A 12406-nucleotide genomic window follows, 5' to 3' on the forward strand; every position below is an offset into this window, starting at 1 on the left:
GCGGCACCGACCCCACACCAGGCATCGTGGACAAGCCCGCGAGCGCACCCGCCGGATTCACCTGGACACAGGCCAGCGCAGGAACCTTCCATTCCATGGCCATCGGATCAGACGGCAACCTCTACACATGGGGACGCAACCAATACGGCGAACTGGGACGCGACACCAACACCAGCACCGACTCCACACCGGGCATGGTGGCCAAGCCCGCGGGAGCACCCGCCGGATTCACCTGGACCCAGACCACCGCAGGAGACTACTTTTCCCTGGCGGTCGGATCCGACGGCAACCTCTACACATGGGGACGCAACGACTTCGGCCAACTGGGACGCACCACCAACAGCGGCACCCTCAACCCCAACCCCACGCCGACCATGGTGGACAAACCCGCGGGAGCACCCGCCGGATTCACCTGGACCCAGACCAGCACAGGAGACGACCATTCCATGGCCATCGGATCCGACGGCAACCTCTACACATGGGGACGCAACGACTTCGGCCAACTGGGACGCACCAGCAACTCCAAGCCCAACCCCACGCCGGGCCCGGCGGACAAGCCCGCGGGAGCACCCGCCGGATTCACCTGGACACAGGCCATCGCAGGAACCTCCCATTCCCTGGCGGTCGGATCCGACGGCAACCTCTATACCTGGGGAAGCAACAGCTATGGCGAACTGGGACGCACCACCAACATCGGCACCTTCAACCCCAACCCCACGCCAGGCCCGGCGGACAAGCCCACGGGGGTATCCGCCGGATTCACCTGGTCCCAGGCCAGCGCAGGATACACCCAATCCATGGCGGTCGGATCCGACGGCAACCTCTACACATGGGGAAGCAACCAGTACGGCCAACTGGGACGCACCACCAACACCGGCACCGGGAACCCCAACCCCACACCGACCCCGGTGGACAAACCCGCGGGCGCACCCGCCGGATTCACCTGGACCCAGGCCAACGCACGATGGTCACATTCCATGGCGGTCGGATCCGATGGCAACCTCTACACCTGGGGAGACAACCAGTACGGGCAACTGGGACGCGCCACCAACAGCGGCACCTTCAACCCCAATCCCGTGCCGGGCCGGACTGATCCCCCCGCCACCGGGCCCGCCGTCCCCACGGGGGTCGTGTTCGGCGGGGCCGCCGGCACCGTGCCGGCCGGGAACACGGACGGCACCTGGAGGGTCACCACACCCGCACACGCGGCGGGCCGGACGGACACGGTCATCACCTGGACCAGGAACAACGCACCCCAGGCCGACACGCACCTGCCCTACACGTACGAAGCACCCTCCCACACGGTCAACTTCGACCCGGACGGGGGCACACCCGCACCACCCGACCAGCAGGTCGCGGAGGGCCACCGGGCCAGCCGCCCCGCCGACCCGGTCAAGACCGGCCACGTGTTCGACGGATGGTTCATCACCGGCACACCCGTGGCCTACGACTTCAACCGGCCCGTCACCGGACACGTGGACCTCAAGGCCCACTGGAGCCCGACCCCGTCATGGACCATCAGCCCCGGCCACGGATCCGAACTGGGCGGCGAACAGGTCACCCTCACCCCGCCCGCACCCCGCGGCATCCGCTTCACCCAGATCAGCACAGGAACCTCCCATTCCCTGGCCATCGGATCCGACGGCAACCTCTACACCTGGGGAAACAACCAGTACGGCCAACTGGGACGTGACACCAACAGCGGCACCTGGAAACCCAACCCCACACCGGCCATGGTGGCCAAACCCGCGGGCGCACCCGCCGGATTCACCTGGACACAAGCCACCGCAGGAGGCTTCTATTCCATGGCGGTCGGATCCGACGGCAACCTCTACACATGGGGAGACAACGACTCCGGCCAACTGGGACGCACCACCAACAGCGGCACCCTCAACCCCAACCCCACGCCGACCATGGTGGCCAAACCCGCGGGCGCACCCGCCGGATTCACCTGGACACAAGCCACCGCAGGAGGCTTCTATTCCATGGCGGTCGGATCCGACGGCAACCTCTACACATGGGGAGACAACGACTCCGGCCAACTGGGACGCACCACCAACAGCGGCACCCTCAACCCCAACCCCACACCGGGCCCGGTGGACAAACCCACGGGCGCACCCGCCGGATTCACCTGGACCCGGGCCAGCGCAGGAGACACCCATTCCATGGCGTTCGGATCCGACGGCAACCTCTACACATGGGGAGACAACCTGTACGGCAAACTGGGACGCGCCACCAGCAGCAACACCAACCCCACACCGGGCCCGGTGGACAAACCCGCGGACGCACCCACCGGATTCACCTGGACACAAGCCACCGCAGGAGACACCCATTCCATGGCGTTCGGCTCCGACGGCAACCTCTACACATGGGGAAGCAACCGGTACGGCCAACTGGGACGCACCACCAACACCAACACCACCAACCCCAACCCCACGCCGGGCATGGTGGCCAAGCCCGCGGGCGCACCCGCCGGATTCACCTGGACACAGGCCATCGCAGGAAACTGCTATTCCATGACGTTCGGCTCCGACGGCAACCTCTACACCTGGGGACTCAACGACTATGGCGAACTGGGACGCACCACCAACACCAACACCACCAACCCCAACCCCACGCCGGGCCTGCCGGACAAGCCCGCGGGCGCACCCGCCGGATTCACCTGGACACAAGCCAGCGCAGGAGGCCTGCATTCCATGGCGGTCGGATCCGACGGCAACCTCTACACATGGGGATGGAACAGCTCCGGCGAACTGGGAAGCGCCACCAACAGCGGCACCTTCAACCCCAACCCCACGCCGGGCCCGGTGGCCTTCCCGGGCCCGGCCATACCCACCGGCGTCAGGTTCGGCACCACGCCGGGCACCGCGCCGGCCGCGAACACGGACGACACCTGGAGGACGACCACCCCGGCCCACACGCCCGGCACGGTCACCGTCACCATCGACTGGACCCGCGACGGCACCGTGCAGACCCCGGACACCGGCAACCGGTACGAGTTCCGCACCCTCGCCGTCCTGCCCCTGGCCGGCGGCGAAGGCATCCTGCCCCTCCTCCTCATGGGCCTGCTCGCCATGGCAGCCACCCTGGCGGGCCGACGCCACCGGCAGGACACCACCACACCGACTTCACCCGAGTAAGCGGACCGGGGGCGCGGCACAATCCCCAACAGCCACACCCCGCCGACCGGACGGCCCCCCGGAGAGATCATCCCCGACCCGAGGGACCGCCCACCACACATCAACCACACACAATCCCACACAACCCTTCACCCCCCAACCAGACAGACCGAGCCGACCGTGTGCGATGGACACGGACCAGACACGGGATTGGAGGGTCTTGGGTAGAGTTGGAAGCATGCAGATCGACATCGTCTCCGTCTTCCCCGAGTACTTCGACGTGACCGGCCTCAGCCTCCTGGGCAAGGCCCAGGAGAAGGGGCTGGTGACCATCAAAGCACACAACCTGCGCGACTGGACCCATGACATTCACCACTCCGTGGATGACACTCCGGTCGGTGGTGGGGCCGGCATGGTCATGAAGCCTGAGGTCTGGGCTGAGTGCCTGGACGACATGCTCGGCCTGGATGCCGCGGGCACGCCCGCCCCGTGTGGAAGGGTCGCGGGCGATTCAAAGGGACGCAACGCCACAGGCGGGCCAAATGAGGCGGAGGGAAAAACCGTCGGGGACAAGGACGGCCTGGGCTGCGCAGACCCGGGCCGGACCGATGGCCCTGTCCTGATTTTCCCGAACCCCTCGGCCCCGCTCTTCACCCAGGCCGATGCCACCGATCTCTCCCATGCCGACCGGCTGGTCTTCGGTTGCGGCCGGTACGAGGGATACGATGCCAGGATTCCCGCCTACTACCGCAACCAGGGTATTGATGTCAGGGAGTACTCGATAGGCGACTATGTGCTTAACGGCGGCGAGGTGGCCGTATCGGTCATGCTGGAGGCCATAACCCGCCTTCTGCCGGGCTTCATGGGGAATCCCGATTCCATCGTGGAGGAATCCTATACCGGCGACGAGCCACTGCTTGAATACCTTCAGTACACCCGTCCCACCACCTGGCGGGGCATGGGCGTGCCCGAGATCCTGACCAGCGGCGACCACGGCAGGGTCGACCGCTTTCGCCGCGACGAGGCCATCGAGCGAACCAGCCGGATCCGCCCGGACCTGATCGCCCGCTTGGACTGCCCCTCCCTGGACAAGCAGGACCGCCGCCTCCTGGAAGACCTGGGCTGGCAAACCTCCGGCCCCCACCCGTCCGCGATGACCGACCCCTCCCGGAGCAGGAAGCCCGATTCCCGCCCGGGACCGGAACCGTAGGTTGTGCGCAGGTCTAGGCCGTGGCCGATTCGATGTAGAAGACCATGGTCTCGCCGTAGGACTTGGCTTGGGATACGGCCCAGCCGGAGGGCGGCAGAGGCTGCTGCGAGCGTCCCGAACGTTCCAGGACGATCACCGATTCAGGTCCCACCAGGTTCCCCTCGACCAGGCAGGTCATGACCTCCTGGCAGTGTTCCGTGGACAGGTCGTAGGGAGGGTCCATGAATACCAGATCGTAGGGTCTCTCCCCAGGGCGGGACCGGGCTGCGTCGATCCCGGGGTTATCAGCGGCCGGAAGGGGCCTGACGAAACGCTCGGCCTTGACCCTGCTCACATGGATGCCCATGGACGGGTCCCAGGAGGGGTGGTGGGCCAGCTTGGCCGCCGACCTGGCCAGGAGTCCGGCGGCCCGGCCGGCGGACTCCACCGATTCCAACTGGCCGGCTCCGCGGGAGAGGGCCTCGAACCCCAGGGCACCGGTGCCGGCGTAGAGGTCCAGTACCCTGGCCCCCTCGACGGCCCCGATGGCCTCCAGGCGGGAGAAGATGGCCTCCTTGGTCCGGTCCGTGGTGGGGCGGGTGCCCTTGAGGGCCGCGGGTATGGTGAACCCCTTGAACCTTCCGGAGATGATGTGCATGTATCCAGGTGTCCTTTCAGGTCGAGACCAGGAAGCCCTCGTTGCCGCGCATGAAGTCCAGCACCGCCCCGGCCAGCTCCACCTGCCCCTTGAGGCTTGGGTCCGATTTCAGGAGTTCTTCGGCCTCCTGCCGGGCCTGGGTGATCATCGGTGCGTCGGTGACCACCCGGAGCAGCTTCAGGGAGGAGCGCCCTCCGGACTGGGCCTCGCCCAGCACATCGCCGGCACCGCGCATCTGGATGTCGGCCTCGGCTATCCTGGCCCCGTCGGTGGTGCTCCTGATGACCTCCAGGCGTTCGGCGGCGGGTGAATCCACGGGAGCCCTGGATACCAGGAAGGCCCAGGAGTCCGTACCGCCACGACCCACCCGTCCGCGCAGCTGGTGGAGTTGCGAGAGCCCGAACCGGTCGGCGTCGAAGATGACCATGCAGGAAGCCCGGGGCACGTCCACCCCCACCTCGATCACCGTGGTGGCCACCAGGAGGGGGGTCTTGCCGGAGGCGAAACCGGCCATGACGGCGGTCTTGGTGGCATCGTCGTCGCGGCCGGTCAGGGTGGCCATCCCGATGCCCTGGAACTGGGGCAGGCCGGCCAGGCGCTTGCTGATTTCGGCCACCGAGTGCAGGGGCGCCCTGGCCCCCTCCTGGCCGACCTCGTCCTGGTAGAGGTCGGGTCGGAACTCATCCCGTTCCACCTGGGCCCCCTGGCGCCTCCCGGCCTTCCCGCCCTGGCCGGCGCCGCCCGCCTGGGTCGGGTCATCGTCCTCGTCGATCCGGGCGCAGACCACGTAGGCCCGCTCCCCTGCTTCGATGCGCTTGCGCAGGTGGAGGAACATGCCGCCCATGGCGGGCCCGTCGCCCTCGGAGACCACATAGGTCCGCACGGGTTTGCGGTTGCTGGGCAGCTCGGTCAGTGCGGAGATGTCCAGGTCGCCGAACCATGTCATGGCCGCGGTGCGGGGTATGGGGGTGGCCGTCATGACCAGGAGGTGGGGTGAGCGCTCCGACTTGCGTCGCAGCTCCTCCCGCTGCTCCACGCCGAACCGGTGCTGCTCGTCGATCACGGCCAGGGCCAGGTTGGGTGCCTGGAAGGTCTTGGAGAAGGCGGCGTGGGTGGCGACGACGATGCAGGGCCTGCCCGAGGCCGATACCGCCAGGGCCTGGCGCCGCTGGGCCAGTCGCATGCCGCCGGTCAGAAGCACCAGGGGCAGGGTGCCGTCCTCAAGGGCCGTGGACCGATCGGAGCCCATGTCGATCATGGTCACATTGTCGGCCTGGGAGTTCTTCTTCCCGGCGGCCCTGGGGCTGATTTCGGTGCCCAAGGCGGCCAGCATGCCCTTGATGGATTCGTAGTGCTGCTCGGCCAGGACCTGGGTGGGGGCCACCAGAACCGCCTGGTGACCGGCGTCGGCGGCCTGGAGCATGGCGGCCAGGGCCACCACGGTCTTGCCCGAGCCCACTTCGCCCTGGAGGAGGCGCTGCATGGGGTAGTCGCGCGCCATGTCCTCGCCGATTTGCCCTATGACCTGGCGCTGCCCCTCGGTCAGGTCGAAAGGGAGGGAGTCGATGAACCGGGCGCGCAGGGAACCCGAGGCCGCCTCCATCCCGGCATCCGGGCAGGGGTAGGTCGGGCTCTTCCTGGTCTCCTGGCGGGTCTGGAGAAGGGCAGTCTGCGACACGAAGGCCTCCTCATACCGCAGGGTCTGCCGGGCCTCCTTGAAGTCCTTGAGGGAGTCCGGGTCGTGCATGGCCAAGAGGGCCTGGGCCCGGTGCAAGAGCCCCCGCCTGGCGCGGACCGGCTCTGGAATGATGTCGGGAACGCCCCGCCCCAGGGCCGTCGGGTCTATGCGGGGCCGGTCATGTTCGTCCTCGAATGCTGCCCCCGCGTCGTGCTGGGCCAGGAGCCGCATGAACCACAGGATGGCATCGTGGATGTGGTCTGAAGATATGCGGGAGTTGGCATGGTAGACCGGCCGGGGACGGGACACCCTGTCCAGGGCCTCACGGACGCTGGCCGCATCGGCCTTGAGGCTGCCCACCTCATCCACGTCCCGATCGGCCACAACCAGGGTTTCGGGATGGGTGAACTGGAGCTGGTCCATGTAGGTGCCGGGCTCGCCGGCCACCACCACCCCGGCCCCGGTTCTGAGCCGCATGGCCATCCAGTCCATGTAGGTCTTCTTATGGGAGAAGAAGACCAGGCGGGCCATCATGCCGGGCAGGCCCTGGGAGGAGGCGAACTCGGCATCCTCCACGACCACGTCGAACCGGAACCCGCGGTGCCCGTTCAGGGGGACCACCCGGGCGCTCTCCACCCTGGCGGCGAAGGCGCAGGGCCGACCCATGACGATACCGCCGATGGTGGTGACCGGCACGGGATCGGTGACCCGGAAGGGATAGTAGGTCAGGGCCTCGCGGACCGTGGTGATGCCCAGCGATTTCAGGGCCCCCACACGCCTCTTGTTGGCCATCAGGGATGATACAGGGCTGGCCAGGCCCGTCTTGTCCACCGCCGGCATGCCGCTCACCTCCCACGCTTTCCCCACTCCCGGACCAGGACCCGATGCTCTTCGCAGGTCCTGTCGATACCTGTATAGCAAGAACCCCCGGAGACTGCCGCTCCGGGGGTTCAATCAAGATGAAAACCGCACTCAGGCGGCGATGCGCTGCACCTTGCCGGCCTTGAGGCACTTGACGCAGACGCGGACGCGCACGTTCTCCCCGTCGATCTTGGTGTGCACCGACTGCAGGTTGGGGCGGAAGACACGCTTATTACGGATATGCGAATGAGAAACACTGTAACCGGTCTGCGGGCCCTTGCCGCACACCGCGCAACGAGCTGCCATGATGACTCCCTTTACGTTGTTTTTCCAAGTCGTTCCAGGTGTTCATACCGGCAGCGCAAGGCTACGGTCAAACACACAACTTTGTTAGACTACTACGTTTGGCCGACGAAGGCAAGTCATCGGGTCAGGCGCGAGGGGGTCTGCGGAAGATGCCGATCAGGGCCTGCACCACTCCGCAGACGACTCCGCCGATGACCCGGAAGTCCCAGAAGGGTATGGGGGAAGCCGAAGAAGTTGTTTTCGTTGCCCGAGAAGAGCATGACCAGGGCCACCACCATGCACAGGCCCATGATGATGCCGCTTATGGAGTTGGAGACCCGGTACCCGCAAGCGTCCGACTCCTCGCAGTCATGCTCCTCGCCCTCCCCTCCTCGTTCCAGGCCTTGATGTTCATCATCCGGCTGCTGGTACCCGAATGGACCAGGAGGAGGACCCCAAAGGCCAGGAGGGCGAAGAAAATGCAGCCCCTGACCTGGTTCGACCAGCCCCAGATCAGGGAGCCGGCGGAGGCGATCGCCACGTCCAGGAGGATTACGGCCAGGCCGCAGACCTGCTCCCAGGTGGTCTGACGGGAGGCCTGAGAACGCTCCTCATCGGTGTGGAAATCAGCCATGCAGGGATGCCTGCGGCGGAAGCCCTTCCTGGCCGAGGCCGCCGACACCAGGAAGGCCAGACCCAGGGCGACGCCGATCATCAGGAAGAGGAAGGCCAGACCGTTCTGTGCGTCCGTCGGGTGGCTCCCCCGGCGAAGAGGCCGCTGAAGGCCAGCCCCAGCAGGATGGCGGCGAACCCGAAGGCCCTGCGCAGACTGTAGACTTTGCTGAAGGAGGCGTAGCCGGTCACGTCCTCCATGGTCGAAGGAACGGGCGCGGTCGGCCGAACGGGCGAGCACCGGGATATGGCTTCCGGCCGATCCGGAGCACCATCATCCCGCCCAGCCAGGTCCTGCGGTTTCGGATCATCATACCGGCCGGAGCCCGGCCGGCGGACGTCGCCCAGGACCAGGTCATCCAGGGTGCAGCCGAACAGGTCGCAGATGGCCAGGAGCTTGTCCATCTCCGGATAGGCCTTGTCGGACTCCCACTTGGACACCGCCTGACGGGATACCCCCACCAGCATGACCAGTTGCTCCTGGGTCATGTTGCGTTGCGACCGCAGGGCCTGCAGGTTGGTTCTGAAACTCATGATGCTCTTTCTTCCGATCGACGGGACGCCGATTCACCCGGCGACGGAACCATGAGGGAACGCCCAGGGCCCCGGCCGCCACCAGCTTGGGGTTGCCTCCGGCAAAGACACCAAGATTTGCCGTCAACCAGCTGTTGCATCCTTGCGATTCCGGGGAAACGAGCGGCCGTACCGCTCCTGCCCGCCCAGTGACGACGCGGCCTCCGGCATCCCTCCTGCAAGGATTGCACCCTGGCTCATCCTCCACGACACACGCCCCGGGAGGGAAATACGGACCCGGCCAATCCACCTTGGAACCGTCCCCCACAAACGGTCCCCGGCCGTTCCGCATTCGCCCTACAAATCACCCCAGCGTCCCGCATCGCCCCCTGATCACCCCGTATTCGCCCCTGATTCGACCCTGAAAACACCCTGACCGGAGACTTCAGCCATGGTCCAATGGGGAAAGCGGGGAAACGGAATCACCCGAACAACCGAGGAGGAGCGCAAGGATGCAGCATCAGCAGCGAACCAAGGAACCAGCCCCAAGGCATGCGGCCCAGGCCCGGACCGGGGCGAACACGGGGAGGAACCCCTACAGACAGTCCTCCACCATCCGCCAGACCCCACTCATCCTGGATGCCGTCTCCTACGACTACGGGACCAGGAGGAAACAGGGCGCCAAGGTGCTGGACAGGGTCAGCCTGGAATGCCGGGTGGGCACCTGGACGGCCATCATGGGACCCTCGGGCGCCGGTAAATCAACCCTGCTGTACTGCGCCGCGGGGCTCCTCCAGACCAGGCAGGGCAGAGTCGTCATTGCCGGTGAGGACCTGACCCAGCTCAGGGAGAGGGAGCTGACCAGGCTCCGGCGCGACCATATCGGCTTCGTCTTCCAGGACTACAACCTGATCAACGCCTTCACCTGCCTGCAGAACACCATGCTGTCCAGCATCTTCGGCGGAGAACGGATCCCCACCCGGGTGGCCCTGTCGGCTCTTGCGGACGTCGGGCTGGAGGGGTATGCCAACACCTACCCGGCCGACATGAGCGGGGGCCAGCAGCAGAGGGTGGCCATAGCCAGGACCCTGGCGGCCAACCCGGAGATCATCATGGCCGACGAACCCACCGGGGCCCTGGACACCCACAGCTCGCACGCGGTCATGGACCTCTTCGACCTGGCCGCCCAGCGCGGCCGGACCATCCTCATGGTGACCCACGACCCCAACGTCGCCGCCCGGGCCCACCGGGTCGTCTTCCTCCAGGACGGGCACATCCAGGCCACCTGCCCGGGCGGGGATCCGCAGGCCATCGCACGCCAGCTGGCCGGCATGGATGCGGTGGCGGACCGGCAGGCCGCTAGCCCAGACCAGGCAGATCCATCCGATCGGCCTCGGTGATGGTGCGGACCACACGGCAGGGCACACCCACGGCCAGGGAGTCGGGCGGAACATCATGGGTCACCACGGACCCGGCCCCGATGACCGCGCCGTCGCCGATGGTCACCCCGCCGGCCACGGTCACGTTCGAGGCCAGCCAGCAGTTGGAGCCTATGGTGATCGGGGCGCCCAGCTCATAGTCGTAGAGGGACCCGTCCTCATGCCGCCTCAGATTCCGCTCCTGCCAGCGCAGCGGATGCAGGGGGGTGGCCAGGGTGACATTGGGGCCGATCATGACGTCGTCGCCGATCACCACCGGGCAGGTGTCGAGGACGGTGAAGTTGAAATTGGCGAAGATGCGCGACCCGAGCCTGGTGAAGCAGCCGTAGTCGAAGTAGATGGGGCCCATGAAGTCCGTATCCTGGCCGCGCTCGGGGACCAGTTCATCCAGGATCCGGTGACGCAGGTCCCGCTCCTCCTCGGATGAGACGTTGAAGCGGCGGCAGAGCTCGTGGGCCCTGACCCTCAAGCGCCCCAGCTCGGGGTCCGAGGCATCGTAGAGCTCACCGACGAGCATGCGCTCCCGCTGTGATCGCCGGTCTTCTTGATCGGTCCCACCGGGCCTGTCTGGCTCGTTCCCGTTCCCGCCCATCACCATCTCATTCTCCCGGTGTCATCGACATGCAAGCCCCATTTGCCTGCGGACTCTTCTGATCGTATGCGTCCTATCGTATGTGGTCATCCGGATCAGACAACCTCGGCACTAATCTGTCCGGTTGTGCACAGGGCTTGTGACCGGGAGAATCGCTTCTCGACCACTTAAACCCCGATCTGCCGGTGTTCACATGCGGTCGATGTGAGTTCCGGTCGTGGATGTGGTAGGGTGCTTGATAGTTTCATTGAAGAGGAACCACCTGCTTTCGGGGTTGGGGTCGTCATGGGGGATGACGGTCCGACCCGGTCCGGTCGGCTGTTGGGGCCACCACGGGTGGGTTGTCGGGGGAGGATCCACAGGCATGAATAGTTCGAGCAGACGTTTTATCCGTCCGATCATCATTGTTCTGGTATCGGTGGCCGCCGTGTGCTTCGGTCTCATGGCCGGTACGCAGGATGCTGACGCCGAGCAGACCTCCTCGCCGTCCACGTATGCTGAAATCAACGGGGGGGGGGGGTCGTCAGACCCCGAAACTAGGTAAGGACCCGACACCATCGCCCTCGGTTACGGCCTCCGACCCGTCATCACCGTCCTCCCCTTTGCAATCCCCGGCGACAACGCCGGACAGCCCCGCCAAGAAACAGGGGGAGGGCGTGTCCCCCTCCCCCTTGGCGACCCCCAACCCGTTGGGCACTCCGCAGGGCCTGTCTTCCCCGGGCCAGCAGGGTGGGGCCGCGCGTGCGGGTGTCTTGCGTACGGTGCGGTTCACGTCCGAGGCGGGGGCCGTGGGCTTGCCGGCCGATCAGCGCGTGCCCGACGGCAGGCCGGCCGCCTGGCCGCATGACGATCCGTCGCGTCCGGGCTGGACCTTCGACGGCTGGTTCGACGGGGACGTCGCCTGGGACTTCACCCGGCCCGTGACGGGCGACGTGACGCTGACGGCCCGGTGGGGCCGGTGGTCGTCGGGTCCCGAGCGGGGCCCGTGGAAGGGCGGGACGGACGTGAGGACGCAGTCGCCCACGGACCCCGTCCGCTTCGCGCAGGTGTCCGGGGGTAATAACCATTCGCTGGGCCTGGGCAGCGACGGCGCCGCATACGCCTGGGGATACAACGACTACGGCCAGCTCGGCGACGGCACCACCACCAACCGGACCACACCCGTCAGGGTCGCCATGCCCGCGGGCGTCGCCTTCACCGCCGTCAGCGCCGGCGGCAACCACTCCATGGCCCTGGACCGGGACGGCAACATCTGGACCTGGGGATACAACGACTCCGGCCGGCTCGGCGACGGCACCACCACCAACCGGACCACACCCGTCAAGGCGGCCACGCCCGCGGGCGTCGCCTTCACCGCCGTCAGCGCCGGCTACAACCACTCCATGGCCCTGGACCGGGAC

The 12406-nt window shown here is 66.9% G+C and carries 10 protein-coding genes and 2 pseudogenes; 5 read left to right on the forward strand and 7 right to left on the reverse strand.

Translation table 11 applies throughout. The annotated features are described in order from the left end of the window. Together AACP59_RS09300 and trmD are read left to right on the forward strand one after the other, a co-directional pair. The coding region (locus AACP59_RS09300) for an RCC1 domain-containing protein (protein ID WP_339352941.1) at positions 1–3140 on the forward strand (3140 nt) is incomplete at its 5' end. 217 nt (positions 3141–3357) lie between these two features. Next, entirely contained in the window at positions 3358–4329 is a 972-nt protein-coding gene (gene trmD / locus AACP59_RS09305) for a tRNA (guanosine(37)-N1)-methyltransferase TrmD (protein WP_297317411.1), read from the forward strand. Between the two features lie 13 nt (positions 4330–4342). Here trmD and AACP59_RS09310 read toward each other — a convergent pair whose 3' ends face one another. The 6 genes and pseudogenes from AACP59_RS09310 to AACP59_RS09595 form a co-directional block, all read right to left on the reverse strand. Then, positions 4343–4966 carry an RsmD family RNA methyltransferase gene (locus AACP59_RS09310; RefSeq protein WP_339351031.1) on the reverse strand — a complete coding sequence of 208 codons (624 nt, stop codon included), beginning with the start codon at positions 4964–4966 and terminating at the stop codon, positions 4343–4345. A 16-nt stretch (positions 4967–4982) separates the two neighbouring features. Next, positions 4983–7484 carry an ATP-dependent DNA helicase RecG gene (locus AACP59_RS09315; RefSeq protein WP_339351032.1) on the reverse strand — a complete coding sequence of 834 codons (2502 nt, stop codon included), beginning with the start codon at positions 7482–7484 and terminating at the stop codon, positions 4983–4985. A gap of 132 nt (positions 7485–7616) precedes the next feature. Continuing rightward, positions 7617–7811, reverse strand: a complete 195-nt coding sequence (gene rpmB, locus AACP59_RS09320) for a 50S ribosomal protein L28 (protein WP_339351033.1) — start codon at positions 7809–7811, stop codon at positions 7617–7619. A 116-nt stretch (positions 7812–7927) separates the two neighbouring features. Further along, positions 7928–8101, reverse strand: coding sequence for a hypothetical protein (locus AACP59_RS09325; protein ID WP_339351034.1), 174 nt, complete (start codon positions 8099–8101; stop codon positions 7928–7930). Between the two features lie 11 nt (positions 8102–8112). Then, on the reverse strand, positions 8113–8505 hold the full coding sequence (locus tag AACP59_RS09330; RefSeq protein WP_339351035.1) for a hypothetical protein: 393 nt from the start codon (positions 8503–8505) through the stop codon (positions 8113–8115). Positions 8506–8795: 290 nt separating this feature from the next. Then, positions 8796–8996, reverse strand: a pseudogene (locus tag AACP59_RS09595) (helix-turn-helix transcriptional regulator); the annotation flags it as partial. 491 nt (positions 8997–9487) lie between these two features. Between AACP59_RS09595 and AACP59_RS09340 the strand changes: the two are divergent. Then, on the forward strand, positions 9488–10375 hold the full coding sequence (locus AACP59_RS09340; RefSeq protein ID WP_339351038.1) for an ABC transporter ATP-binding protein: 888 nt from the start codon (positions 9488–9490) through the stop codon (positions 10373–10375). Here AACP59_RS09340 and AACP59_RS09345 read toward each other — a convergent pair. After that, entirely contained in the window at positions 10335–11006 is a 672-nt protein-coding gene (locus AACP59_RS09345; RefSeq protein WP_339351040.1) for a sugar O-acetyltransferase, read from the reverse strand. The two genes, AACP59_RS09340 and AACP59_RS09345, sit on opposite strands and share 41 nt — an antisense overlap. A 494-nt stretch (positions 11007–11500) precedes the next feature. Between AACP59_RS09345 and AACP59_RS09555 the strand changes: the two are divergent. Further along, positions 11501–11947: pseudogene (locus AACP59_RS09555) on the forward strand (InlB B-repeat-containing protein); the annotation flags it as partial. Between the two features lie 63 nt (positions 11948–12010). Beyond that, positions 12011–12406 (forward strand): RCC1 domain-containing protein (locus AACP59_RS09350; protein ID WP_370466013.1); only part of this gene is annotated, 396 nt, incomplete at its 3' end.

Source organism: Bifidobacterium indicum (assembly GCF_036987015.1).
In the GTDB taxonomy this organism is placed as follows: domain Bacteria; phylum Actinomycetota; class Actinomycetes; order Actinomycetales; family Bifidobacteriaceae; genus Bombiscardovia; species Bombiscardovia indica.

Bases quoted from the DNA above. Each gene is read 5' to 3' on its own strand.
- trmD (WP_297317411.1), top strand. From the start codon at position 3,358: ATGCAGATCGACATCGTCTCCGTCTTCCCCGAGTACTTCGACGTGACC.
- AACP59_RS09310 (WP_339351031.1), bottom strand. From the start codon at position 4,966: ATGCACATCATCTCCGGAAGGTTCAAGGGGTTCACCATACCCGCGGCC.
- AACP59_RS09315 (WP_339351032.1), bottom strand. From the start codon at position 7,484: ATGCCGGCGGTGGACAAGACGGGCCTGGCCAGCCCTGTATCATCCCTG.
- rpmB (WP_339351033.1), bottom strand. From the start codon at position 7,811: ATGGCAGCTCGTTGCGCGGTGTGCGGCAAGGGCCCGCAGACCGGTTAC.
- AACP59_RS09325 (WP_339351034.1), bottom strand. From the start codon at position 8,101: ATGGGCCTGTGCATGGTGGTGGCCCTGGTCATGCTCTTCTCGGGCAAC.
- AACP59_RS09330 (WP_339351035.1), bottom strand. From the start codon at position 8,505: ATGATCGGCGTCGCCCTGGGTCTGGCCTTCCTGGTGTCGGCGGCCTCG.
- AACP59_RS09340 (WP_339351038.1), top strand. From the start codon at position 9,488: ATGCAGCATCAGCAGCGAACCAAGGAACCAGCCCCAAGGCATGCGGCC.
- AACP59_RS09345 (WP_339351040.1), bottom strand. From the start codon at position 11,006: ATGGGCGGGAACGGGAACGAGCCAGACAGGCCCGGTGGGACCGATCAA.